Raw genomic sequence first — 25058 nt, forward strand, 5'->3', positions numbered from 1 at the left:
TATTCTCCTTCAAACACTATTTTACCTGGTAAATCATGATCCGGTCCCTGCTGTGTAATTCCTGCTGAAAATATCCGCTTTCTCCATTTACTTCTAAAACCACCTGACCGGTCAGGTTCTTGAAATCCAGGCCGGAATATTCCAGCATGTCCATCAGATAATAAGGCTGGTTATCCGGTTTTACAGAAAGGGTCAGAGGATTATCATTCAGATAAAAGGTAATTGTATCCTTCTCAGGATTCGTATGTACAGAGCCTAAGTTTATGTTCACCGAAGCCATCTCTGCAGGTGCGGTCCGGACTCCTGATCCTGTTTTCACCGTTAAGTCTTCCTCCCCATCCTGCAGCAGAGTTTCCCGGGTTTCGACCGGTAAGCTCCCGGTAACAATGCTGTCACCGGACTTTAAAGGCACATCTTCCTTCACCTCTTCGCCGTTTACCAGCACACTTTTATCCTTCCCGGTCTCCGTCACGTCGGAAAGCATAGCCGCAGCGCTCTTTCCATGGCTGGCAGGAATGAACACGATCCAATCTTCCGCATTTACAGAATCAGAAAGCTGCGCATCCTCTCCATTCAGCTTAAGGACAGAAGGTTCTGCTTTCTCTCCATAAAAAACGGTCCTTTTTCCATTTACGCTCACCACCAGATTCTGGCCGGACCGCCCGATCATGTCCTGGTAATTGTAGCCGTTCATCATCAGAACATCCATTACGGTAAAGCTTCCGTTTCGGAAGAGCTTCGCCGGCCTGTCATTTAAAATGACACGGAAGCTGTCACTTACGATGTTGAATCCTGCGGATATGACTATTCCAAGGGGAGTGGCATATTCCGGATTCTCCAGGTCGTATTCATCCGAATAAGCATTGATCTTAAAATTATTACCGGCAATAGCAACCCGTTTGGGATCAATTTTCAGATGCTCTACAATCCCCTCTTTTAAGCCGGAGAGCCTGCTTCCTCCCCCTGCCAGGAAGACCGCCGACGGCATTCCGCCGTTTACCTCCTGGATTTTCGCGGAAATCTCCTCACAAAGCCTGGAGGAAGCCTCCTTGATGCTCTCAAAAATTGCTTCCCGTGTAATCGTCTGCTCAAATCCAAGGATATCTGTAAAATGAAGTTCCTCTGCTTCATCAATCTCTGATTTGATTTTCTCTGCCGTATCGAAATCAACCAGATACTCTTTCATGATGGTCTCGGTAATCTCGTCACCTGCCAGAATCGCCATGGTATAACCGGTCACGCTTCCATCCCGGCAGACCGCAATATCGGAAGTACCTGCCCCAATGTCTACCATGGCCAGATTTAATAAACGGATATTCTGAGGGATTGCCGCATTGATGGCCGCAATAGGCTCCAGAGTAAGGCTGGCAACCTCCAGATCGATTTTGGTCATGGCTGCATAAAGGCTTTCTACCACCTCCGTCGGAAGGAAGGTTGCGATGATATCCGCCTTTAAGACCCGGCCATGATGGTCTATTAAGTTGGATATCATATAATTATCCAGGTAATAGCGGCTTACCGTATAACCGACCAGATAGAACTGCCGGTCTGATTCCCTTCCTTCTTTATTCATAAATACCTTTTCCGCTTCACTGATCGCTCCGGCTTCCAGACGGCTGACCGATTCCGCATCAATCTTCTGAGCTCTGGAAAGCTCCATTTCATAGGTCACGCTTTCTGTACGCAGAGCTCTTCCCGCCGCCGCCACACAGACCTTATTAAGTCTGCATCCCAGCTTCTTCTCCAGCTTGTCCTTGACCTGGCCTGCAATCTTAGCCACCTGGTCGATGTCCTCGATCTGGCCGTCGATCATCGCCCTTTTTGTATGCTCGGCTCTCTCTATGGCAACGATATGAATTCTGTCCCCATCCGGCATCCCCACCATGCCGATGATGCTGCGGGTTCCAATATCCAGCGCGAAAATAGCCTGTTCCGGAAGAGTATCTGTCAAAATGCTATTTCTTTTATCCATAAATAATGCCCCATTCTCTTGTATATTTACCTATTATTCTACTAGTATAAACAGTCTCCGTCAATCGAATAAAGGAAACTTTTGCGGAAAAAACGCGCATTAAGGCACATAAAAATATGCCGCAACACGATATTTCATGTTGCAGCATATTTTTGTCAGCATTCATTCTTGATGTCAAAGCTGGGATTAAAGGCGTAGAAATTCTTGCTGTCCAGATTATCCTGGGTAATTCTCAATGCCTCCCCAAATCTCTGGAAATGAACGATTTCCCGTTCTCTCAAGTAACGAATCGGATCACAAATCTCAGGATCGGTTATAACACGTAAAATGTTGTCGTAAGTACTCCTGGCCTTTTGCTCTGCTGCCATATCCTCCACCAAATCGGTAATTGGATCTCCCTTGGACTGGAATTGATTGGCATTAAACGGAACTCCTCCTGCTGACTGAGGCCAGATGCCGGTGGTATGGTCGATATAATACGGGCCAAATCCTGATTCTACGATCTGCTCCGGTGTCAAGTTCCTGGTCAGCTGGTGAACAATGGTTGCTACGATCTCAAGATGGGCCAGCTCCTCTGTTCCAATATCTGTTAAAAGTCCCTTACACTCCTTATAAGGCATAGCATAGCGCTGGGAGAGATAACGCATGGATGCTCCCATTTCTCCATCTGGCCCTCCTTAGTTCAAAAACCTATGATCTTCAATAAAGCCATCATTCATTCTCTTCTTCGTAAATTTTTATGTTTTCTTCGTATCTTAAAGTATTTGGCCCCAGAAACTTGCCTGTTTCCCAGTGATTATGAAAGGTCTCCGGTTTTTTATCTGAATCTTCTTCTGGTTTGCCGCTCTTTTTATTTTTTTCATTTTTCTCCATGTTTATCACCTCCGGATTAGTATGTTCCAATGAGGAAAAAATTATGTGGACTTTCATCAACTCCCGACTGCCCTTACATATTTGGCAGAATTCTCCCATATATTATAAAAATGGTACTTTTTGTGAGGCCCCATGCAGACAATCTCCCAAAATACACTGACGGATATCATGCGATATAATGATATCCCTGTCCTGACCTATACAATCCATTACCCGGAATTCACTACAACCTGCAGCCAGGATGCAGCGAAGAGCATCAACAGCTTCTATGCCTTTCATGCAAAAAGTGCGGAGCTCTACTGCCGCAATGAACTCTACCCCCAGGCTGCAGAACAGGCAAGGTATGTACAAAAAAACCAGTTCCCATTTCACAGCTTTGAATTCATATCAGACTATCGGATTACCTACAATAATCTCTGCATCGCCAGTCTCTATATAGAACAGTACAGTTTTCTGGGAGGGGCTCATGGGAGTACAGTCCGGGAATCCCAAACATGGGATTTTAATACCGGCAATCAGTTAAAACTAAGCGACTTTTTTCCCAACAACCCCCAATTTACAGAAGTCATCTTTAAAAATATTGAACAGCAGATCGCAGAGCAGTTAAAAACCTCTCCTTCCTCATATTTTGACGACTATGCAGCTCTCCTGCGCGGCAATTTTAACATAAACGGTTTTTATTTAAAGCCGGATGGCATTGTCATCTATTATCAGCAATATGACATCGCGCCATACGCGAGCGGCATCCCGGAATTTTTCATCCCTTTTGTAAGCTGCCCTCCCGGTTCCGTCATCTGCTATCCCTCTCAGACTGCAACTTAAGATTTTCGGCCGGAATCCCAGACTCCGGCCAGTTTTTACGGCATTATTTATTCCATGGCTTAAATGACCGTATCTTCGCCAGCAAGGATGAAGCATCTCCATCAAAACAAATGGCACGGTCGTCAATGTAACAGATGGCCGGAAGCTTAACAGAAGATACCAGATCTACTTGAATGCCATACTTATCAAGATACTTCCGGATCGCCTCCGCTCCTTCTGCCTGTGCCGCCCTGGAAGATACGACCGTCACATAATATCCTGCTTTTCGTATTTCTCTTATGGCCTCTTTGATTCCTTCCACCGGCTCGTCCGGTATGACCTCAACTCCCTTCCAGCCGCTGACATAGCTGTGGATCACTCCGTCAAAATCAAATACCACTGTTCTTTTCACGTTTTTCCCTCCTCGTATCAGTCTGTGCGGTAAAAGCTTCTGCCTGCCCTTTATTATGTCAATTCCTCCTCCCCATATTCTGAGGATACCCGTTTAAATCCAATCGATTCCATCATCCTGTCCTGAATGATAACCGAGATTTCCCTGCGTTTTTCCTCAGGCAGAGAATCCATAAGAACATCTTTGCCGTTAATTTCAATGTAATTTTCAATAATTGGCTTTTTGTTCATATTTCCATCTCCTCCCCTGTAAAATGTATGTGACACAGATTGTACTTGTTTCCTGATATTTCCTACCTAAAGCCCGGAAAGAAGTGATGTGATATGATAAAAAACAGCACACTGGAGATCGGAGCCGCATACATCCGCGTAAGCACAAACGACCAGACCGAGTTATCACCGGACGCCCAGCTTAGAGAAATCAAAAAGGCAGCCATGGCCGACGGCATTTTTATTCCCGAACAGTTTATTTTCATTGAAGAAAAAGGCGTCAGCGGCCGCCGTGCGGACAATCGAAAGCAGTTTCAAAAGATGATATCCGTCGCAAAGTCCCAGCCCTCTCCCTTTCAGTACCTCTATCTCTGGAAATTCTCCCGCTTCGCCCGCAATCAGGAAGAGAGCATGTTCTACAAAGGCATACTTCGGAAAAAGTGCGGAGTCACCATCAAAAGCGTTTCAGAGCCTATAATGGAAGGCATGTTCGGCCGTCTTATTGAAAGCATTATCGAGTGGTTCGATGAATATTATTCCATCAACTTATCCGGGGAGGTCACCCGGGGCATGACGGAAAAGGCCCTGCGTGAAGGTTATCAGGCCCCCCCCTGCCTGGGTTACAATGCAGTCGGGGAAGGAAAGCCGTATCTGATCAACGAAGAAGAATATAAAATAGTGGAATACATACATAAATCCTATCATGACGGCATGGATGTATCCTCCATCGCAAGAAGCGCCAATGAACTGGGATTTCTCACCAGGAGAGGAAATCCCTTTGACCGCCGGGCCATCGAGCGCATATTAAAGAACCGGTTCTACAACGGGATCGTGACCTGGAAAGACATATCCTTTCAGGGCTCCCATGAGATCCGGGATTCTGTAGCCTCAATCTTTGATGAAAACCAGAACCGTCTTAAGAGAGAATACAGGCCCCGAAACCGGCGGGAGGCATCCAGCTGCATGCACTGGGCCTCCGGCCTCTTAAAATGCGGATACTGCGGCGCAAGCCTGAGCTTTAATAAAACTGCGGACACAGACCGCCGCCCCTGCTATTTCCAGTGTTGGCGGTACACCAAAGGATTTCATGATGAATCCTGCAGCATCACGGTTAAACGGGTGGAAGAGCTTATCCTGGAATCACTTTACAAAGCGCTTGCTACCGAAGAAATCAGATATGAATATGTGCGAAATTCCACTGACAGCCAGGCCGAAGAAGAAAATATCCAAAATGCCATAACAAAACTTATGGCTAAGAAACAGCGTGTAAGGGCTGCGTATGAAAATGGGATCGATACCCTGGAAGAATACCGGACTAACAGGGAACGACTTAAAAGCGAGCAAAACAGTCTGGAAAACCGGTTACAAAATCTTCTGGAGGGCAGGACCCGCGACAAAGCTCTTGATAAAACCGAGCTGATGACCAGGATAAAAAATGCCTATGACATCATTTCCGATCCGGGTATGAGCTGCGAAGCCAAGGGAAACGCCCTAAGGAGCATTGTGAAAAAAATTGTCTATGACAAACAGGAAAACAAGCTCAAATTCTTCTACTATATCCCAATATAATCAAACGGAAGGGCGTTTACCGACCTCCCATCCGGTTATCTGTTTTTGCAGTAAGGCCCTCCTTAGTTCAAAAACCTATGATCTTCAATAAAGCCATCATTCATTCTCTTCTTCGTAAATTTTTATGTTTTCTTCGTATCTTAAAGTATTTGGCCCCAGAAACTTGCCTGTTTCCCAGTGATTATGAAAGGTCTCCGGTTTTTTATCTGAATCTTCTTCTGGTTTGCCGCTCTTTTTATTTTTTTCATTTTTCTCCATGTTTATCACCTCCGGATTAGTATGTTCCAATGAGGAAAAAATTATGTGGACTTTCATCAACTCCCGACTGCCCTTACATATTTGGCAGAATTCTCCCATATATTATAAAAATGGTACTTTTTGTGAGGCCCCATGCAGACAATCTCCCAAAATACACTGACGGATATCATGCGATATAATGATATCCCTGTCCTGACCTATACAATCCATTACCCGGAATTCACTACAACCTGCAGCCAGGATGCAGCGAAGAGCATCAACAGCTTCTATGCCTTTCATGCAAAAAGTGCGGAGCTCTACTGCCGCAATGAACTCTACCCCCAGGCTGCAGAACAGGCAAGGTATGTACAAAAAAACCAGTTCCCATTTCACAGCTTTGAATTCATATCAGACTATCGGATTACCTACAATAATCTCTGCATCGCCAGTCTCTATATAGAACAGTACAGTTTTCTGGGAGGGGCTCATGGGAGTACAGTCCGGGAATCCCAAACATGGGATTTTAATACCGGCAATCAGTTAAAACTAAGCGACTTTTTTCCCAACAACCCCCAATTTACAGAAGTCATCTTTAAAAATATTGAACAGCAGATCGCAGAGCAGTTAAAAACCTCTCCTTCCTCATATTTTGACGACTATGCAGCTCTCCTGCGCGGCAATTTTAACATAAACGGTTTTTATTTAAAGCCGGATGGCATTGTCATCTATTATCAGCAATATGACATCGCGCCATACGCGAGCGGCATCCCGGAATTTTTCATCCCTTTTGTAAGCTGCCCTCCCGGTTCCGTCATCTGCTATCCCTCTCAGACTGCAACTTAAGATTTTCGGCCGGAATCCCAGACTCCGGCCAGTTTTTACGGCATTATTTATTCCATGGCTTAAATGACCGTATCTTCGCCAGCAAGGATGAAGCATCTCCATCAAAACAAATGGCACGGTCGTCAATGTAACAGATGGCCGGAAGCTTAACAGAAGATACCAGATCTACTTGAATGCCATACTTATCAAGATACTTCCGGATCGCCTCCGCTCCTTCTGCCTGTGCCGCCCTGGAAGATACGACCGTCACATAATATCCTGCTTTTCGTATTTCTCTTATGGCCTCTTTGATTCCTTCCACCGGCTCGTCCGGTATGACCTCAACTCCCTTCCAGCCGCTGACATAGCTGTGGATCACTCCGTCAAAATCAAATACCACTGTTCTTTTCACGTTTTTCCCTCCTCGTATCAGTCTGTGCGGTAAAAGCTTCTGCCTGCCCTTTATTATGTCAATTCCTCCTCCCCATATTCTGAGGATACCCGTTTAAATCCAATCGATTCCATCATCCTGTCCTGAATGATAACCGAGATTTCCCTGCGTTTTTCCTCAGGCAGAGAATCCATAAGAACATCTTTGCCGTTAATTTCAATGTAATTTTCAATAATTGGCTTTTTGTTCATATTTCCATCTCCTCCCCTGTAAAATGTATGTGACACAGATTGTACTTGTTTCCTGATATTTCCTACCTAAAGCCCGGAAAGAAGTGATGTGATATGATAAAAAACAGCACACTGGAGATCGGAGCCGCATACATCCGCGTAAGCACAAACGACCAGACCGAGTTATCACCGGACGCCCAGCTTAGAGAAATCAAAAAGGCAGCCATGGCCGACGGCATTTTTATTCCCGAACAGTTTATTTTCATTGAAGAAAAAGGCGTCAGCGGCCGCCGTGCGGACAATCGAAAGCAGTTTCAAAAGATGATATCCGTCGCAAAGTCCCAGCCCTCTCCCTTTCAGTACCTCTATCTCTGGAAATTCTCCCGCTTCGCCCGCAATCAGGAAGAGAGCATGTTCTACAAAGGCATACTTCGGAAAAAGTGCGGAGTCACCATCAAAAGCGTTTCAGAGCCTATAATGGAAGGCATGTTCGGCCGTCTTATTGAAAGCATTATCGAGTGGTTCGATGAATATTATTCCATCAACTTATCCGGGGAGGTCACCCGGGGCATGACGGAAAAGGCCCTGCGTGAAGGTTATCAGGCCCCCCCCTGCCTGGGTTACAATGCAGTCGGGGAAGGAAAGCCGTATCTGATCAACGAAGAAGAATATAAAATAGTGGAATACATACATAAATCCTATCATGACGGCATGGATGTATCCTCCATCGCAAGAAGCGCCAATGAACTGGGATTTCTCACCAGGAGAGGAAATCCCTTTGACCGCCGGGCCATCGAGCGCATATTAAAGAACCGGTTCTACAACGGGATCGTGACCTGGAAAGACATATCCTTTCAGGGCTCCCATGAGATCCGGGATTCTGTAGCCTCAATCTTTGATGAAAACCAGAACCGTCTTAAGAGAGAATACAGGCCCCGAAACCGGCGGGAGGCATCCAGCTGCATGCACTGGGCCTCCGGCCTCTTAAAATGCGGATACTGCGGCGCAAGCCTGAGCTTTAATAAAACTGCGGACACAGACCGCCGCCCCTGCTATTTCCAGTGTTGGCGGTACACCAAAGGATTTCATGATGAATCCTGCAGCATCACGGTTAAACGGGTGGAAGAGCTTATCCTGGAATCACTTTACAAAGCGCTTGCTACCGAAGAAATCAGATATGAATATGTGCGAAATTCCACTGACAGCCAGGCCGAAGAAGAAAATATCCAAAATGCCATAACAAAACTTATGGCTAAGAAACAGCGTGTAAGGGCTGCGTATGAAAATGGGATCGATACCCTGGAAGAATACCGGACTAACAGGGAACGACTTAAAAGCGAGCAAAACAGTCTGGAAAACCGGTTACAAAATCTTCTGGAGGGCAGGACCCGCGACAAAGCTCTTGATAAAACCGAGCTGATGACCAGGATAAAAAATGCCTATGACATCATTTCCGATCCGGGTATGAGCTGCGAAGCCAAGGGAAACGCCCTAAGGAGCATTGTGAAAAAAATTGTCTATGACAAACAGGAAAACAAGCTCAAATTCTTCTACTATATCCCAATATAATCAAACGGAAGGGCGTTTACCGACCTCCCATCCGGTTATCTGTTTTTGCAGTAAGGCCCACCATACTGACTCATAATAAATGAAGCAGCCTTGGGATTTGGAGTGGTAATATTGACCGGATACTGTAATCTCTTTTCATATCTCCACATTAGCCGCACACTCCTTCCCATGGCCATGGATCATTGATCCAGGTCCAGTAATTTTCATCCATTACACCTTCAACCATCAGAGGACCGCACTGTTCCTCATAGGCCTCCATCGCCTGCTCCCGCAGATCTGATACGTAAAAGAAATAGTCCAGGGCTTCCCGATTATCCGGATGGGTATCAAGAAACAAAGCCACATCATCCATGGCAAAGCTGTATACATACACCTGCTGCAGCAAAACATCACAATTAATATTCGAATCTTTCATCACCGGCACCCCTCCATAATAAATGGTTTATCCAGATCAGGGAAAATGGTTCCCCTGCCTAAGGCAGTTTCAACAGGATAGACCTGCTGCCATCGCTGCCATGGCACATAGGCCATTGCAACCGGAAATTTGTCAATATTTTCATAAGAGGCAGACGGTGCAGTCCTGGGGCATTNTCCCTCTCAGACTGCAACTTAAGATTTTCGGCCGGAATCCCAGACTCCGGCCAGTTTTTACGGCATTATTTATTCCATGGCTTAAATGACCGTATCTTCGCCAGCAAGGATGAAGCATCTCCATCAAAACAAATGGCACGGTCGTCAATGTAACAGATGGCCGGAAGCTTAACAGAAGATACCAGATCTACTTGAATGCCATACTTATCAAGATACTTCCGGATCGCCTCCGCTCCTTCTGCCTGTGCCGCCCTGGAAGATACGACCGTCACATAATATCCTGCTTTTCGTATTTCTCTTATGGCCTCTTTGATTCCTTCCACCGGCTCGTCCGGTATGACCTCAACTCCCTTCCAGCCGCTGACATAGCTGTGGATCACTCCGTCAAAATCAAATACCACTGTTCTTTTCACGTTTTTCCCTCCTCGTATCAGTCTGTGCGGTAAAAGCTTCTGCCTGCCCTTTATTATGTCAATTCCTCCTCCCCATATTCTGAGGATACCCGTTTAAATCCAATCGATTCCATCATCCTGTCCTGAATGATAACCGAGATTTCCCTGCGTTTTTCCTCAGGCAGAGAATCCATAAGAACATCTTTGCCGTTAATTTCAATGTAATTTTCAATAATTGGCTTTTTGTTCATATTTCCATCTCCTCCCCTGTAAAATGTATGTGACACAGATTGTACTTGTTTCCTGATATTTCCTACCTAAAGCCCGGAAAGAAGTGATGTGATATGATAAAAAACAGCACACTGGAGATCGGAGCCGCATACATCCGCGTAAGCACAAACGACCAGACCGAGTTATCACCGGACGCCCAGCTTAGAGAAATCAAAAAGGCAGCCATGGCCGACGGCATTTTTATTCCCGAACAGTTTATTTTCATTGAAGAAAAAGGCGTCAGCGGCCGCCGTGCGGACAATCGAAAGCAGTTTCAAAAGATGATATCCGTCGCAAAGTCCCAGCCCTCTCCCTTTCAGTACCTCTATCTCTGGAAATTCTCCCGCTTCGCCCGCAATCAGGAAGAGAGCATGTTCTACAAAGGCATACTTCGGAAAAAGTGCGGAGTCACCATCAAAAGCGTTTCAGAGCCTATAATGGAAGGCATGTTCGGCCGTCTTATTGAAAGCATTATCGAGTGGTTCGATGAATATTATTCCATCAACTTATCCGGGGAGGTCACCCGGGGCATGACGGAAAAGGCCCTGCGTGAAGGTTATCAGGCCCCCCCCTGCCTGGGTTACAATGCAGTCGGGGAAGGAAAGCCGTATCTGATCAACGAAGAAGAATATAAAATAGTGGAATACATACATAAATCCTATCATGACGGCATGGATGTATCCTCCATCGCAAGAAGCGCCAATGAACTGGGATTTCTCACCAGGAGAGGAAATCCCTTTGACCGCCGGGCCATCGAGCGCATATTAAAGAACCGGTTCTACAACGGGATCGTGACCTGGAAAGACATATCCTTTCAGGGCTCCCATGAGATCCGGGATTCTGTAGCCTCAATCTTTGATGAAAACCAGAACCGTCTTAAGAGAGAATACAGGCCCCGAAACCGGCGGGAGGCATCCAGCTGCATGCACTGGGCCTCCGGCCTCTTAAAATGCGGATACTGCGGCGCAAGCCTGAGCTTTAATAAAACTGCGGACACAGACCGCCGCCCCTGCTATTTCCAGTGTTGGCGGTACACCAAAGGATTTCATGATGAATCCTGCAGCATCACGGTTAAACGGGTGGAAGAGCTTATCCTGGAATCACTTTACAAAGCGCTTGCTACCGAAGAAATCAGATATGAATATGTGCGAAATTCCACTGACAGCCAGGCCGAAGAAGAAAATATCCAAAATGCCATAACAAAACTTATGGCTAAGAAACAGCGTGTAAGGGCTGCGTATGAAAATGGGATCGATACCCTGGAAGAATACCGGACTAACAGGGAACGACTTAAAAGCGAGCAAAACAGTCTGGAAAACCGGTTACAAAATCTTCTGGAGGGCAGGACCCGCGACAAAGCTCTTGATAAAACCGAGCTGATGACCAGGATAAAAAATGCCTATGACATCATTTCCGATCCGGGTATGAGCTGCGAAGCCAAGGGAAACGCCCTAAGGAGCATTGTGAAAAAAATTGTCTATGACAAACAGGAAAACAAGCTCAAATTCTTCTACTATATCCCAATATAATCAAACGGAAGGGCGTTTACCGACCTCCCATCCGGTTATCTGTTTTTGCAGTAAGGCCCACCATACTGACTCATAATAAATGAAGCAGCCTTGGGATTTGGAGTGGTAATATTGACCGGATACTGTAATCTCTTTTCATATCTCCACATTAGCCGCACACTCCTTCCCATGGCCATGGATCATTGATCCAGGTCCAGTAATTTTCATCCATTACACCTTCAACCATCAGAGGACCGCACTGTTCCTCATAGGCCTCCATCGCCTGCTCCCGCAGATCTGATACGTAAAAGAAATAGTCCAGGGCTTCCCGATTATCCGGATGGGTATCAAGAAACAAAGCCACATCATCCATGGCAAAGCTGTATACATACACCTGCTGCAGCAAAACATCACAATTAATATTCGAATCTTTCATCACCGGCACCCCTCCATAATAAATGGTTTATCCAGATCAGGGAAAATGGTTCCCCTGCCTAAGGCAGTTTCAACAGGATAGACCTGCTGCCATCGCTGCCATGGCACATAGGCCATTGCAACCGGAAATTTGTCAATATTTTCATAAGAGGCAGACGGTGCAGTCCTGGGGCATTTGGCTGGTGCAAAGCCCATGGGCATTTCCGGCCGTTTCATCCGGCCTGGCCTCATTGACATATCCGGACGCCTCATAGGAACTTCTTCCTTCTTTCTTTCCGGACACTTCTCAGGCATTGATTTCTTTGCCCTTGCGGGGCATTTCATTGGAAATGATTCTATTGGCATTGTGGGGCATTTCATCGGAAATGACTCTGTTGGCATTGTGGGGCATTTCATTGGGAATGATTCTGATGGCATTGTGGGGCATCTCATTGGAAATGATTCTTTTGGCATTGCGGGGCGTCTCATAGACATGGGAGCGGATTCCCTGGGCATCGCAGGACACCTCATGGGTTTTGGAAATGTTGTCATATCTCTATCACTGTCAGGTAATGTCCCCATACGCTTTTCCGGACACTCCTTTGTATCTGAACCCGCCGTCTTTTTAGGCGGCATCCAGGGGCAGGGGCCCATTGGCATCTCCGGGTATTTCATGGACATAGGTTCAACTGACATACCCTCATTCTTAGCCGGACCGGAACCAAGCGGCATATCGGGACGAATCACCGTACCGGGGCTCGCAGACATATCCAGCCCCATGGCAGGTTCCCAGCCGGATGTACCGGTACCGGCCAGGTACTCAGGACACCTTTGTTTTGTATAACACTCCATAGGATGTATGACTCCTTTCATTTTTGGGAAGTTTCTAATATCAATCTATGAAAGGAATGCTTTGTTGTGCAGGGCCAGCTGATATTTTTCCATCAATCTCATAAGAAGAACCATGGCAGGGACATTCCCAGCGTTTATCATACCGGTTCCAGGTCAAACGGCAGCCCATGTGGGGACAATTCACTGCTCCAGGCATTGCGCCGGACGAAAGCCCCTTTACGGATTCCAGGCCATGGGAAACCAGTCTTCCGGCAGATGCCCGGAGATGATGTCTTTGTGGGGAAAATACCCCATCATACGGCGTCTTTTTTCCTGTAATCTGAGTGCTTAACATTTTTGCTGCCACCATGGATGAGCTCATGCCCCATTTTCCAAAGCCGGTAGCAACGTACCAATCCGGCCTGATGGAGGAAAAGGTCCCTATATAAGGAATCCCGTCCAAAGTCATGCAGTCCTGTGCAGTCCATCTTCCCAATTCCCTGGCCTCTGGGAACAGGTGCTCCCCTGCCCGCTTCATAGCAGTAAAAGGATTCTCACCGGGCGCCTTTCCGGTCCTGTGGCTTCCATATCCCAAAAGCAGCTTATCACCGGCTTTTCGGAACGAATAAGCCCTGGAATCAATTCCGAGATACATACCGTGCAGGGACGCTACCGGCTCAAGCTCCAGAACATAACTCTTTTCCTGATACATTTTTGCAAAATAAAATCCCGGAATATTAACGAAAGGATAATGGGAGGCAAATACCACCTTTTCCGCCTTTACCACTCCTCTGTCCGTCACCACCTCATGCCCCTGTACCTTTGTGACCCTTGTCCGTTCATAGACCGTAAGGCCTGCCGATATATCCCTTATAAATTCCAAAGGGTGGAACTGTGCCTGCCTGGTAAAACGCACCGCTCCGTGAACCGGAAAAGGAAGGCCGGTCTCCCTGACAAAGGATGCGGGCAGCCCGAGCCTGGCAGCACACTCTGCCTCTTTTAACAGCACTTCTGACTCCTGCACGGAATACAGATACGCATCCATTGTCTCATAATGGCACTGGATCGAATGGCGTTTGATCAGTTTTCCATACTCCTCTACTGCCAGCTGGTTTGCCTTTCCGTACAGCCTTGCAGTCTCTTCTCCTATCGTCCGCTCCAGCTTCTGGTAAATCAGATTGTGCTGGGACGTGATCTTTGCCGTTGTAAATCCGGTCTGTCCGCTTCCGATCCGGTTGGCTTCCAGGACGACCACATGGAGTCCATGCCTTTGCAGATAATAAGCCGTCAGTATCCCTGCCAATCCTGCCCCTATGACCACAACCTCAGTCCTCTTATTTCCGGCCAGCGGATTACGCCGGGGAATGACAGTTGTTTCTGTCCAAATCGATTTCATTCTTTTCACCTCTTATTTTTTCTTAAAACGTTCTTTATCACTTGCATTAATCATATTATTCTCTCTATTTTCAGAATAATGCCTCTTATTCTCCTTCCAATTATTTCTTGATTTCACCCTGCTTTTATAATACAATGAAATCAGAGAGCCAATGAACAGGAGGTAATCCATTTGAGTTGGTTTCATAAAAAAACAGATCCGGTTCCCCCAGTCAAACCGGATATACAAAAGACTGAGGAGACAGCTTTAAAAAACAAGCTGGAACGGGATGCCTTTTATAAACATTTAAGCTCGGACTTAAACTCGGACGGCCGCGGAACCGTGTTAAAGCTATACATCGAAAATTTCAAACGGCTGAATCAGGTATTCGGTTATGATTACTGTGAAAACCTTCTGGATCAGATCCTTACCTATTTAAAAGTACTGACCGGTAAAAATGTGTATCACTATATCGGAGTGGAATTTTTCATCATTCTGGATCAATATACGCAGGGGCAGGCCCTGGAGCTTGCCGAGGAGATCGCAGGAAAATTTGACCGTGCCTGGAAGGTCAATGGGACTGACTGTCTGTGTTCCGTTCAGATGGGCATCTGCTCCTATCCCGGTCACGCAGCTGATCCGGACCAGATGTTAAAATGTTTAGACTTAGCCGTATTAAAAGCAGAGGATATCGGACCCAATCAGGCGGTTGTATTTGACAGCACCCTGCAGAAGCAGCTAAAACGCCGGCAGACCATTGCCCTGTACTTAAAGACCGCTCTGGAAAAAGAAGAAGTGGAAGTCCGATACCGGCCTACGTTTCATACGGATAGCGGAACCTTTCCCAGAGCAGAACTCTATATGCGGATTTTCATCAAGGGACTTGGTTTGATCGGTGCAGGTGAGTTCCTGCCTGTGGCAGAGGATTCCGGACAGATCCGCGCCATTTTATACTATGCACTGGAAAAGGTGGCCCAATGCATCTCAGAATTGCTTGAAATGGGCAGGGAATTTGATTCCATCGCCCTTCCCGTTTCCCCGGTTCTCTTTCTGCAGGAGGATTTTCCTGATGAAATGAAGAGAATCATGGCGTCCTATGGGATTCCAAAAGGCAAACTGGCCCTGGAATTCCAGGAAAGCGCACTGACCATGGCGTATTTAAATATCAATGTCATGCTTCAGCAACTGCAGGAAATGGGAGTGGAACTGATTCTCAATGAATTCGGTTCCGGTTATTCCGGAATTTCCACCATCCTGGAACTTCCGGTGAATTCCTTAAAGCTTGAGCGCCTGTTCGTCTGGCAGCTTGAAACAAACCCGAAGTCCCGTTACGTCATGGAAGGTCTGGTCCGCATGGCAAAAGACTTAAATTTAAATATCATAGCAGAAGGTGTGGAGACGGAAAACCAGGTCCGGACCTTAACGGCCGCCGGCTGCAATTACCAGCAGGGATTTTACTATTCCCCCACTTTGGAAAAAGACACGCTTCTTAAAGTTATTGGCGCTTCCTTAACCGAATCCCTTCCGCTCCTGGCAGAAGAAAAAGAAAAAATGAGACGTACATAAACCGGAAGAAACACGCCCGGCTCGCTGCCCGCGTAAATGAAGTAAAAAAGCGCTTCCCGCCAGGTAATGGGCAGGAAACGCTTTTTTATTTCAAATCTCAGTTACCGGCAACAGCCTGGCAGTTCACCACTTGCTGCTGCACCTCCTGGGACTTATTGTAGAAATACCGAATGATATCTTTACGGGTGATAATTCCAATAAAATTCTTCTGGTCATCCACCACCGGTACAAAATTCTGGTTTAATGCCTTGTCAATCAAGTCCTCCATATTGGAATCCGCATATACGGGTCGGTTGTCTGACCTTCTGTCGATTGCCGCTGCCGTCACATGCTCCGCTTCCTTTAAGCTTAGGTTAAATTTGTTCTTGATCCCCCAAAGCATGTCCCCTTCGGTGATGGTTCCTACATATTTGCCCCGTCTGTTAATAACAGGTACTGCGGAGTATTTATGATACTCCATCTTCTCAAGCGCCTGGCGCAGAGATTCATCCTCATAAATATAAGCCACCTCATTCTTAGGTGTTAAAAAAAACAATATGTTCATAGCCACACTCCCCGTAGATTTTTCGGTTTTAGTATAGCAGATGACTCTTAATCACGTATGAACAATTTATTATTTTTTTATAACTTTTTTCCTGAGGTTTCCTGTTTTGGCTTACTGCATATGATCGAGCGGATCAATGGCTTTGTCTTCGTGCTTTAATTCAAAGAATACATTGGCACCTTCGACGGAATAATACTTGGTAGGCTCAGCCACATAGCCCAGAACCTGACCCTCTTTGACATACTCATTTTCCACGACCTGCAGTTCTTTTAACTGACCGCAGACGGCCGTATAATTGTTGCCCATATTTAAGACAACATAGCTTCCAATTTCTTCATTGGAACCGACTTCCTGCACTTTGGCATTGGCAGGCGCTACAACCGGAGTGCTTACATCTCCCTGAATGACTAAACCTGGATTGCATTTATACTGATCCAGAGTCGGGAAGTAAATCGTGGACTCCATGCTGTAGTCTAAAATAACATTTCCTTGTACTGGCCAGGCCATTCTGGTCGCATCGTTAAAATTAAGTACCAGAGACTTAGCCGAGCTCTTGTCTGTTCCGGCCTTCACCGCCGGCGCTTCTGTTTCCTGCTGTGCAGTGGCCTTCGGGGAATCTGCCTCCTGCATTTCCTCTTCCATATTCTGCGCTGCATTGGAATCCCCTGCAACGGCTACCTGTGTTTCCTGGGGGACGGTTTCTTCAGCAATCATATCGCCCTGATCCGGCACTTCCAGATAAGGACTCTCTCCTCCACCATTTCCTCTTTGAACGGTAATGACTCCTGCTGCAGCTACTATAGTCAGCAGGCCTAGAACCAACAGGACAAGGAATACTTTATCCTTGAACAATTGACTTATTTTCTCCTTCACGTTTATCACCTCGATAATATTCTTACCAAGAGTGAAAGAGTTATTCAGAAATCAAAACAATATTTTTATAAAAATAAGGGAGAATTTTTTCCGCCGTCCATCCCTCCTCTGCTTTGCATCTGGCCCCATACTGGCTCATCCCGTATCCATGGCCGATTCCCTGGCAGACCGCACGGACTCCCCCTTCGTATTCCTCAAACCCATAGGACGGGGATGGAAGACCCAGTGCATACTGGATTTCTTCGCCTGTGTAAACCTTGGTTCCAATCTGGACCTGCCCCACATATCCGCCTTCATCCCGAAGAATGATCTGGCAGCTTTCCGGTATCTGTTCTGCCGTTACCGGAACAGCCCCTGAAATCTGATTGATTTTACCGGCAAAATCTTCCCGGCTAAAGGCTGCCACCGTCAAGAATCCTTCGGCTTCCACATCTCTACTGCAGTCTGCGGACTGCAGGTAGGGATGGTTCTCATCACCGGCCCTTGTTTTCCCTGTGCTGGCTCTATGGAACAAGGGATCGATCAGCTTCCCGTCATACATCATGACTGTCCCAGCCGTAGAGCGGACCGCATCCTCCACCGCCTGGTAGCTGGCTATAAAAGACTCGCTTCCCCACAGCTTTTCCATCTGTTTTTCCTCTAAATATTCCATGTGGAGCCCGGATTCCTTTATCTCATTCTGACCGTTCATTTTCCCGTATATGTATGTCCGGGCAATGATTGCCTGGGCTCTCAGTGCTTCCTTTCCGTAATCGGCCGGCATCTGCTTTGCCACCACTCCCGGCAGATATTCCTCCACATCCATATAAGACTGCCCGCCCTTCCGGTCCAGAATAATTTTCTTTCCGCTGGTCATGATAGGAACCTTTTTCTGCTCCTCAATTTTTCCGGTCCAGGCCAGGGTAATAATATATGGAAATAACAGCGCCAGAATGCACATCATAACTGCTTTTTTTACCATTGCAAACCATCACCCCCTTGTTCAATATATGCAAAAAAACGCCCCGGAATCACTTCCGGAGCGTTTCCACCTTTACTTTTTCCAGGTGCCAGATATCCCTTACATATTCTAAAACGGTGCGGTCTGAAGTAAACTTGCCGCTGCACGCCACATTTAAAATGGCCGCCTTTGCCCACCCCGCTTCATCCCGGTACGCCTGACCGATCCGGCGCTGGGCCTCCGCATAGGAAGGAAAGTCCTTTAAAATAAAATAAGCATCCGCGCGGCCGCTGCTCTGGGTATTTAATAAGGAATTATAAATATCACGGAACAATTCCGGATCCTGTGGGGAATAGTAGCCGTTTATGAGCTGCATCAGTACCCTGCGGATCTCATCGCTGCTGTTGAAAATTTCCATGGGATTATAACCGCCTTCGTTCTCGTAACGGATCACCTCATCGGAAGACATGCCAAAAATAAAGGCATTTTCTTCTCCCACTTCCTCTACGATTTCCACATTGGCCCCATCCATGGTTCCAAGGGTCAGGGCACCGTTTAACATAAATTTCATATTTCCGGTCCCTGAGGCCTCCTTGCCGGCCGTGGAGATCTGTTCACTGACATCAGCCGCAGCAAAAATGATCTCCGCATTGGATACCTTGTAATCTTCTATGAAAACCACCCGGATCTTACCGCCGATGCTTTTATCGTTATTAATGACATCAGCCACTGCATTGATCAGTTTGATGGTCAGCTTTGCACGCCTGTAGCCTGCTGCTGCCTTTGCTCCGAACAGAAAGGTCCGGGGAACCATATCAAGATTCGGATCATCCTTCAGCTGATTGTATAAATACATCACATGCAGGATATTCATCAGCTGCCGTTTATATTCGTGAAGACGTTTGACCTGCACATCGAACATGGATCCGGGGTCTGTCTCAATGCCGTTATGCTCCTTAATATAGTCTGCAAGGCGCACCTTATTCCGGTATTTGATATCCATGAACTCCTGTTGGCACTTAGGGTCTTCTGCATAATCGGCCAGGCGGTGGATATGAGGCAGATCGGTAATCCAGCCATTGCCGATTTTTTTCGTAACCCAGTCAGCTAACAGCGGATTTCCGTGAAGCAGGAACCGTCTCTGGGTGATGCCGTTGGTCTTGTTGTTGAATTTTTCCGGCATCATCTGGTAGAAGTCCTTTAATTCCTGGTTCTTCAAAATCCCGGTGTGGAGCCTGGCAACGCCGTTTACCGAAAAACCTCCCACAATTGCCAGGCAGGCCATTCGGACCTGCCCGTCATAAATGATGGACATCCTGCGGATTTTCTCCTGGTCTCCCGGATACATCTGCTGGATCTGCTGCTGGAACCGGCGGTTGATTTCCTCCACGATCTGATAGATTCTCGGAAGCAGCCTGGAGAAGAGCTCTACGGGCCATTTTTCCAAAGCTTCCGACATGATGGTGTGGTTGGTATAGGCACAGGTCCTGGTGGTTATTTCCCATGCTTCCTCCCAGCTCAAGCCGTAATCATCCAAAAGAATTCTCATAAGCTCCGGGACCGCTACCGTTGGATGGGTATCGTTTAACTGGAAAACGGCCTTTTCGCAGAACTTATGTATATCGTCGTGTTTTTCCATGTACTTCATAACCGCTCTCTGCACGCTGGCGGAGATAAAGAAGTACTGCTGTTTTAAGCGGAGTTCTTTTCCTGCATCGTGGTTATCGTTGGGATAGAGGACTTCTACGATGGTCTTGGCCAGATTTTCCTGTTCCATGGCCTTCTGATAGTCGCCCCGGTCAAAGGAATCAAGGTTTAAGGTATGAATGGCTTCCGCATCCCAGATGCGCAGGGTATTCACCACATTGTTCCCGTACCCCACGACCGGCATATCATAGGGAACGGCGCGGACGGACTGATAGCCCTCCTGTACAAACCGCTGTCTTCCATTTTCCCATACGGTGTTTACATAGCCGCCGAATTTTACCTCGGTTGCATATTCCGCACGGCGGATTTCAAATGGATAACCATTCTGCAGCCAGTTATCCGGGATTTCGGTCTGGTAACCATTCTCAATTTTCTGCTTGAACATGCCATAACGGTAACGGATGCCGCAGCCATAGGCCGGATATCCCAACGTGGCCAGGGAGTCCAGGAAGCAGGCCGCCAGGCGGCCCAGCCCCCCGTTACCGAGAGCCGGGTCCGGCTCCTGGTCCTCAATGGCATTTAAGTCAAAGCCCAGCTCATCGAGAACTTCCCTTACCTCCTGCTGCGCCATAATGCTTATGATGTTGTTGCCAAGGGCACGGCCCATCAGGAATTCCATGGATAAGTAGTACAGGGTTTTCACGTCCTGCTTCTCATACTCCTTATGGGTCGCGATCCATTGGTCAATGATGACATCCTTTACCGCATACGCAACCGCCTGATACATCTGCTCCGGAGCCGCTTCCTCAACCGTCTTGCGGAACACGTTCTTCATATTGAACAGAACGCTTTTCTTAAAGGTTTCCTTGTCAAATCCCATACTCATTCCACTTAAGCCTCCTAACCGTTACTGAAACTTCTCCACGCCTAAGGTCACATTTTCGCCGTTGATGTTCCATTCTTTCACATATCCGGCCGTTCTTTCAAATGCAATGCTCTCCGCAAGTACTTCCCCTTTCACGTCTTCCTCGTGAGCCTTTAATATATCGGTTATTTTTTCATTGTCCCTGCAGGATACCAGAATGTGGTCTGTTACCTCAAAGCCCGCTTCCTTGCGCATGGTCTGAATCTTGCTGATCAGCTCCCGGACAAAGCCTTCTTCCACAAGCTCTGTTGTCAGATTGGTATCCAGCACAACGGTAATCGTATTGTCTCCCTCGGATACATAGCCCTCTATCTGTGCGGTATCGATCAGTAAGTCTTCCCTGGTGAGCACAACTTCTGTTCCGTCAAATAAAAAGGTAAGGGCGCCTTTTTCATTCAGGGTGTCCATCGCCTCGTTGCCGTTAATCTCTCCCAGGGCTTTTTTGATGCTGCCTAACTGCTTGCCGTATTTCGGTCCCACGGTCTTTAACTGGGGTTTGAAGCTGTAGGATGTGAAATCTCTCACATCATCGGTAAATACCACCTTTTTCACGTTTAACTCTTCCTCAATGATCTCCTGATAGAACACAGGAAGGGCATGAGGAGCCTTTACGAACATCTGGCCGATCGGCTGGCGGTTCTTTAAATTGGCCGTATTTCTGGCTGCACGGCCCATGACTACGATTTTTAAAACCTCATCCATATCGCTTTCCAGCTGCTTATCAATATGGGCCTCATTTGCAGCCGGATAATCGCATAAATGGATGCTCTCCGGTGCGGTCTTATCCACGCTGCATACCATGTTTTGATAAATCTGCTCGGTCATGAACGGAATAAACGGAGCAGCCGCCTTGCTTACCGTAACGAGAGCGGTATACAAAGTCATATAAGCGTTAATCTTATCCTGCTCCATGCCCTTTGCCCAGAAACGCTCTCTGCTTCTGCGGACATACCAGTTACTCATATCGTCAACAAATTCCTGAAGCGACCGTGCTGCTTCCGGAATCTGGTATCCGTCCAGGCAGGCATCCACGTCTTTGACTAAGGTATTTAACTTGGATAGAAGCCATTTATCCATAACCGGAAGCTTCCCGTATTCCAATGTATATTTCGTCGGGTCAAATTCATCAATATTCGCATAAAGCACAAAGAATGCATAGGTATTCCAAAGCGTGCCCATAAATTTACGCTGGCCTTCCATTACAGCTTTCCCGTGAAAGCGGTTCGGCAGCCAGGGCGCACTGTTGACATAGAAATACCAGCGGATCGCATCTGCTCCGTAGGTTTCCAGCGCTTCAAACGGGTCTACCGCATTTCCCTTGGATTTGCTCATCTTCTGCCCGTTCTCATCCTGGACATGTCCTAAAACAATTACGTTCTTATAAGGCGCCTTGTTGAAAATAAGGGTTGAAATGGCTAGGAGGGAGTAAAACCATCCTCTCGTCTGGTCCACAGCCTCGGAAATAAAGTTTGCCGGGAACTGCTGCTCGAACAGTTCTTTGTTTTCGAATGGATAGTGGTGCTGCGCAAATGGCATGGAACCGGAATCAAACCAGCAGTCGATCACCTCCGGAACCCGCTTCATCTGCTTACCGCACTCCGGACAGGTAATGGTCACCGCATCGATATAGGGACGGTGGAGCTCAATATCGTCCGGGCAATTGCGGGACATGCTCTTTAATTCCTCTATGCTTCCGATGGGGTGCTGGTGTCCGCATTCACATTCCCACACGTTAAGAGGAGTACCCCAGTAACGGTTTCTGCTGATTCCCCAGTCCTGAATATTCTCCAGCCAGTCACCGAAGCGGCCTTTTCCGATGCTTTCCGGAATCCAGTTGATGGTGTTGTTGTTACGGATCATATCTTCTTTAACTGCTGTCATCTTGATGAACCAGGATTCTCTTGCATAGTAGATCAGAGGAGTATCACATCTCCAGCAGTGTGGATAGCTGTGCTCAAACACAGGTGCGGAGAATAAAAGTCCTCTCTCTTCCAGATCCTTTAATATCATTGGGTCGGCCTTCTTACAGGAAATTCCTGCCCACTTGGTTTCTTTGGTCATCTCTCCGGCTGCATTTACCAGCTGTATAAATGGGAGACCGTATTTATTGCATACCCTCAAGTCATCCTCACCAAAGGCCGGAGCGTTATGAACCACACCGGTACCGTCGGTGAGCGTAACATAATGGTCACAGATTACATAATGGGCTTTCTTTTTCGGTTCTACAAAATCAAATAACGGCTCATATTCCTTATATTCCAGGTCCTTACCGACGTATTTCTCTAATACGGTATAGTCTCCTTCCAGAACCTTTTCACACAGAGCTTCTGCAAGATAATAGGTATAGTCTCCGTTTTGTACCTTCACATACGTCTCATCCGGATTTACGCAGAGAGCTACATTGGAAGGCAGGGTCCATGGCGTTGTTGTCCATGCCAGAATATAGGCATCTTCTCCTTTTACCTTGAACCGTACAATGGCAGAACGTTCTTTTACATCCTTGTATCCCTGAGCCACCTCATGACTGGATAACGGGGTACCGCAGCGCGGACAGTAGGGAACGATCTTAAAGCCCTTATACAAAAGGCTCTTTTCCCATATCTGCTTTAAAGCCCACCATTCGGATTCAATAAAATCATTCTCATAAGTTACATATGGGTCATCCATGTCGGCCCAGAAGCCTACGGTCTTTGAAAAGTCCTCCCACATGCCCTTGTATTTCCAGACGCTTTCCTTACAATACTTGATAAATGGCTCCAGACCGTACTGCTCAATCTGTTCCTTGCCGTCAAGGCCCAGCATCTTTTCTACTTCCAGCTCGACCGGAAGTCCGTGGGTATCCCAGCCGGCCTTACGGGGAACGTCATATCCTTTCATTGTGCGGTATCTTGGAATCATATCCTTGATGACGCGGGTCAGCACATGCCCGATATGGGGTTTTCCATTGGCAGTCGGCGGACCGTCATAGAACGTATACGTTTCCGCTTCCTTCCGGTTTTCCATGCTCTTTTTAAAAATGTCACGGTCCTCCCAGAATTTTTCAACCTCTTTTTCTCTCGCTACAAAATTCAAGTCTGCAGGGACTTTCCTGTACATCTTTAGCGACCTCCATTTCTTTTTCATATAATAAAGAGTCTGACTTATCAGACTCTGGCGCTGACGCGCTGTCACGTCAGTGACACCTTCCTCTTAAGCGTCATGTGCATCCTGCACAGAGTGCTTTTTATTTTACAGGGGAGTTCGGAGAACTTTCCTGTAAAATAAAAAAGCTTCCATCCCGTAATCAGGACGAAAGCTGCACTTATCTTCGTTACACCACCTATTACCGCATACCAACATATGCTTTCCCTTAACGCAGAAAATACGTCCTGACCTATTGCCAACGCCTTCAGCCGGAAACTCCGGAGTGATATTCGAATCCATGCTACTCTTACCAGGCTTCCACCCTCCCCGGCTCTCTTGAAATTTCGCACAGACCTACTGTCTCCATCAAAGTTTTTCTTCCTATTAAATATGGTTATTGTATTCGTATATGTCTTCTAATTATAGGGATTAAGAAATGAAATGTCAAGGTTATTTTTATTTTCCCGGTCAGGTATGACCAGTAAGAACGGGTACCGACATATTTTCATGAAATTCGGTACCCGTTCTACACGTTTTCATCCATTGGTTTCGAAATACCTCTCTTAATTGTATTTTACTGCGGCATTCTTTGGATGCTCTATATGAATTTTTTCCGTTTCCTCTGGCTTAAACCGTCCTCTACAATCTGGTGCTCTGCGTCGTCGCTTTCATTCTTCTATCATGTTAACAGCTACCGAATGAAAATCCAATCCGGATGAATCAAATGACTCATACGATGAATATTCCTCTGAAGTTATAACAAACTATAGGCATATAAGAGATTGTTAGACTTTTTATCCCGGCTTCATCCATGCTTTCGCATTTATCCATCGCCTGATATGGTTGGCTGCTAAAGTTTAACGGCCGGATCTGTTGCCTGAACTTACTTTTTCGGTAAATCAGGCGGAATTTATGGTTTTGGTGGAATCGACCTCCTTTTTTCTGCCATCTTCCGACACAATCTGAAAATGGTT

The 25058-nt window shown here is 46.7% G+C and carries 26 protein-coding genes and 3 pseudogenes; 7 read left to right on the forward strand and 22 right to left on the reverse strand.

The window, feature by feature from the left end; translation table 11 throughout:
• Positions 1 to 16 precede the first annotated feature (16 nt).
• The 3 genes and pseudogenes from BQ9856_RS14335 to BQ9856_RS24580 form a co-directional block, all read right to left on the reverse strand.
• On the reverse strand, positions 17 to 1972 hold the full coding sequence (locus BQ9856_RS14335) for a cell division protein FtsA (RefSeq protein ID WP_077611637.1): 1956 nt from the start codon (positions 1970 to 1972) through the stop codon (positions 17 to 19).
• 155 nt (positions 1973 to 2127) lie between these two features.
• Positions 2128 to 2649, reverse strand: a pseudogene (locus tag BQ9856_RS14340) (manganese catalase family protein); the annotation flags it as partial.
• Positions 2650 to 2683: 34 nt separating this feature from the next.
• Positions 2684 to 2845: a hypothetical protein gene (locus BQ9856_RS24580; RefSeq protein WP_159442002.1), complete on the reverse strand. Its 162-nt coding sequence runs from the start codon at positions 2843 to 2845 to the stop codon at positions 2684 to 2686.
• 132 nt (positions 2846 to 2977) lie between these two features.
• On the opposite strand from BQ9856_RS24580, the gene BQ9856_RS14350 reads away from it, so the two are divergent.
• Positions 2978 to 3667 carry a DUF3298 and DUF4163 domain-containing protein gene (locus BQ9856_RS14350; RefSeq protein WP_077611640.1) on the forward strand — a complete coding sequence of 230 codons (690 nt, stop codon included), beginning with the start codon at positions 2978 to 2980 and terminating at the stop codon, positions 3665 to 3667.
• Between the two features lie 43 nt (positions 3668 to 3710).
• On the opposite strand, the gene BQ9856_RS14355 is transcribed toward BQ9856_RS14350, so the two are convergent.
• The gene (locus BQ9856_RS14355) at positions 3711 to 4058 is read right to left on the reverse strand and encodes a hypothetical protein (RefSeq protein ID WP_077611641.1); all 348 of its coding nucleotides are present in this window, start codon (positions 4056 to 4058) and stop codon (positions 3711 to 3713) included.
• Between the two features lie 53 nt (positions 4059 to 4111).
• Positions 4112 to 4288, reverse strand: coding sequence for a hypothetical protein (locus BQ9856_RS24895; protein ID WP_200801315.1), 177 nt, complete (start codon positions 4286 to 4288; stop codon positions 4112 to 4114).
• Between the two features lie 93 nt (positions 4289 to 4381).
• On the opposite strand from BQ9856_RS24895, the gene BQ9856_RS14360 reads away from it, so the two are divergent.
• Positions 4382 to 5836 (forward strand): recombinase family protein, encoded by a 1455-nt coding sequence (locus BQ9856_RS14360; protein ID WP_077611642.1) that lies wholly within the window; start codon positions 4382 to 4384, stop codon positions 5834 to 5836.
• Between the two features lie 96 nt (positions 5837 to 5932).
• Here the strand turns inward: BQ9856_RS14360 and BQ9856_RS24585 are convergent, their stop codons facing one another.
• Positions 5933 to 6094: a hypothetical protein gene (locus BQ9856_RS24585; protein WP_159442002.1), complete on the reverse strand. Its 162-nt coding sequence runs from the start codon at positions 6092 to 6094 to the stop codon at positions 5933 to 5935.
• A 132-nt stretch (positions 6095 to 6226) separates the two neighbouring features.
• Between BQ9856_RS24585 and BQ9856_RS14370 the strand changes: the two genes are divergently transcribed.
• The gene (locus BQ9856_RS14370) at positions 6227 to 6916 is read left to right on the forward strand and encodes a DUF3298 and DUF4163 domain-containing protein (protein ID WP_077611640.1); all 690 of its coding nucleotides are present in this window, start codon (positions 6227 to 6229) and stop codon (positions 6914 to 6916) included.
• Positions 6917 to 6959: 43 nt separating this feature from the next.
• Here the strand turns inward: BQ9856_RS14370 and BQ9856_RS14375 are convergent, their stop codons facing one another.
• Both BQ9856_RS14375 and BQ9856_RS24900 read right to left on the reverse strand, forming a co-directional pair.
• Positions 6960 to 7307 carry a hypothetical protein gene (locus BQ9856_RS14375; RefSeq protein WP_077611641.1) on the reverse strand — a complete coding sequence of 116 codons (348 nt, stop codon included), beginning with the start codon at positions 7305 to 7307 and terminating at the stop codon, positions 6960 to 6962.
• A gap of 53 nt (positions 7308 to 7360) precedes the next feature.
• The gene (locus tag BQ9856_RS24900; RefSeq protein ID WP_200801315.1) at positions 7361 to 7537 is read right to left on the reverse strand and encodes a hypothetical protein; all 177 of its coding nucleotides are present in this window, start codon (positions 7535 to 7537) and stop codon (positions 7361 to 7363) included.
• A 93-nt stretch (positions 7538 to 7630) separates the two neighbouring features.
• Between BQ9856_RS24900 and BQ9856_RS14380 the strand changes: the two genes are divergently transcribed.
• Entirely contained in the window at positions 7631 to 9085 is a 1455-nt protein-coding gene (locus BQ9856_RS14380) for a recombinase family protein (RefSeq protein ID WP_077611642.1), read from the forward strand.
• 53 nt (positions 9086 to 9138) lie between these two features.
• Here BQ9856_RS14380 and BQ9856_RS14385 read toward each other — a convergent pair.
• The 5 genes and pseudogenes from BQ9856_RS14385 to BQ9856_RS24905 form a co-directional block, all read right to left on the reverse strand.
• Positions 9139 to 9234, reverse strand: a pseudogene (locus tag BQ9856_RS14385) (manganese catalase family protein); the annotation flags it as partial.
• The gene (locus BQ9856_RS14390) at positions 9234 to 9500 is read right to left on the reverse strand and encodes a spore coat protein CotJB (protein ID WP_077611644.1); all 267 of its coding nucleotides are present in this window, start codon (positions 9498 to 9500) and stop codon (positions 9234 to 9236) included. The pseudogene BQ9856_RS14385 and the gene BQ9856_RS14390, both read right to left, overlap by 1 nt.
• Positions 9500 to 9616: a spore coat associated protein CotJA gene (locus BQ9856_RS25475; protein ID WP_077611645.1), complete on the reverse strand. Its 117-nt coding sequence runs from the start codon at positions 9614 to 9616 to the stop codon at positions 9500 to 9502. The genes BQ9856_RS14390 and BQ9856_RS25475 overlap by 1 nt, the downstream gene beginning before the upstream one ends.
• A gap of 125 nt (positions 9617 to 9741) precedes the next feature.
• Positions 9742 to 10089 (reverse strand): hypothetical protein, encoded by a 348-nt coding sequence (locus tag BQ9856_RS14400; RefSeq protein ID WP_077611641.1) that lies wholly within the window; start codon positions 10087 to 10089, stop codon positions 9742 to 9744.
• A 53-nt stretch (positions 10090 to 10142) separates the two neighbouring features.
• Complete coding sequence (locus tag BQ9856_RS24905; protein ID WP_200801315.1) at positions 10143 to 10319, reverse strand: hypothetical protein; 177 nt, start codon at positions 10317 to 10319, stop codon at positions 10143 to 10145.
• A gap of 93 nt (positions 10320 to 10412) precedes the next feature.
• Here BQ9856_RS24905 and BQ9856_RS14405 point away from each other — a divergent pair, with 93 nt between their 5' ends.
• On the forward strand, positions 10413 to 11867 hold the full coding sequence (locus tag BQ9856_RS14405; protein WP_077611642.1) for a recombinase family protein: 1455 nt from the start codon (positions 10413 to 10415) through the stop codon (positions 11865 to 11867).
• A gap of 53 nt (positions 11868 to 11920) precedes the next feature.
• Here BQ9856_RS14405 and BQ9856_RS14410 read toward each other — a convergent pair.
• The 3 genes and pseudogenes from BQ9856_RS14410 to BQ9856_RS25280 form a co-directional block, all read right to left on the reverse strand.
• Positions 11921 to 12016: pseudogene (locus BQ9856_RS14410) on the reverse strand (manganese catalase family protein); the annotation flags it as partial.
• Positions 12016 to 12282 (reverse strand): spore coat protein CotJB, encoded by a 267-nt coding sequence (locus BQ9856_RS14415; RefSeq protein ID WP_077611644.1) that lies wholly within the window; start codon positions 12280 to 12282, stop codon positions 12016 to 12018. The pseudogene BQ9856_RS14410 and the gene BQ9856_RS14415, both read right to left, overlap by 1 nt.
• Positions 12282 to 12497 (reverse strand): spore coat associated protein CotJA, encoded by a 216-nt coding sequence (locus BQ9856_RS25280; protein ID WP_235839217.1) that lies wholly within the window; start codon positions 12495 to 12497, stop codon positions 12282 to 12284. The genes BQ9856_RS14415 and BQ9856_RS25280 overlap by 1 nt, the downstream gene beginning before the upstream one ends.
• On the opposite strand from BQ9856_RS25280, the gene BQ9856_RS25285 reads away from it, so the two are divergent.
• A complete protein-coding gene (locus tag BQ9856_RS25285) occupies positions 12475 to 13104 on the forward strand; it encodes a hypothetical protein (RefSeq protein ID WP_235839218.1) in 630 nt (209 codons plus the stop codon). The two genes, BQ9856_RS25280 and BQ9856_RS25285, sit on opposite strands and share 23 nt — an antisense overlap.
• 48 nt (positions 13105 to 13152) lie before the next feature.
• Here the strand turns inward: BQ9856_RS25285 and BQ9856_RS14430 are convergent, their stop codons facing one another.
• Positions 13153 to 14487 carry an FAD-dependent oxidoreductase gene (locus BQ9856_RS14430; protein ID WP_077611648.1) on the reverse strand — a complete coding sequence of 445 codons (1335 nt, stop codon included), beginning with the start codon at positions 14485 to 14487 and terminating at the stop codon, positions 13153 to 13155.
• Between the two features lie 171 nt (positions 14488 to 14658).
• Between BQ9856_RS14430 and BQ9856_RS14435 the strand changes: the two genes are divergently transcribed.
• Complete coding sequence (locus tag BQ9856_RS14435; RefSeq protein ID WP_077611649.1) at positions 14659 to 16032, forward strand: bifunctional diguanylate cyclase/phosphodiesterase; 1374 nt, start codon at positions 14659 to 14661, stop codon at positions 16030 to 16032.
• 97 nt (positions 16033 to 16129) lie between these two features.
• Here the strand turns inward: BQ9856_RS14435 and BQ9856_RS14440 are convergent, their stop codons facing one another.
• From BQ9856_RS14440 to ileS, 5 genes are all read right to left on the reverse strand, one after another.
• Complete coding sequence (locus BQ9856_RS14440) at positions 16130 to 16576, reverse strand: CBS domain-containing protein (protein WP_077611650.1); 447 nt, start codon at positions 16574 to 16576, stop codon at positions 16130 to 16132.
• Positions 16577 to 16687: 111 nt separating this feature from the next.
• On the reverse strand, positions 16688 to 17449 hold the full coding sequence (locus tag BQ9856_RS14445) for a peptidoglycan DD-metalloendopeptidase family protein (RefSeq protein ID WP_077611651.1): 762 nt from the start codon (positions 17447 to 17449) through the stop codon (positions 16688 to 16690).
• A gap of 40 nt (positions 17450 to 17489) precedes the next feature.
• Complete coding sequence (locus tag BQ9856_RS14450) at positions 17490 to 18410, reverse strand: SpoIID/LytB domain-containing protein (RefSeq protein WP_077611652.1); 921 nt, start codon at positions 18408 to 18410, stop codon at positions 17490 to 17492.
• A 49-nt stretch (positions 18411 to 18459) separates the two neighbouring features.
• Positions 18460 to 20922, reverse strand: coding sequence for a glycogen/starch/alpha-glucan phosphorylase (locus BQ9856_RS14455; RefSeq protein WP_077611653.1), 2463 nt, complete (start codon positions 20920 to 20922; stop codon positions 18460 to 18462).
• A 21-nt stretch (positions 20923 to 20943) separates the two neighbouring features.
• Entirely contained in the window at positions 20944 to 24057 is a 3114-nt protein-coding gene (gene ileS / locus BQ9856_RS14460) for an isoleucine--tRNA ligase (RefSeq protein ID WP_077611654.1), read from the reverse strand.
• Positions 24058 to 25058: the final 1001 nt, after the last annotated feature.

This window comes from Clostridium sp. Marseille-P2415 (assembly GCF_900155545.1).
In the GTDB taxonomy this organism is placed as follows: domain Bacteria; phylum Bacillota; class Clostridia; order Lachnospirales; family Lachnospiraceae; genus Lacrimispora.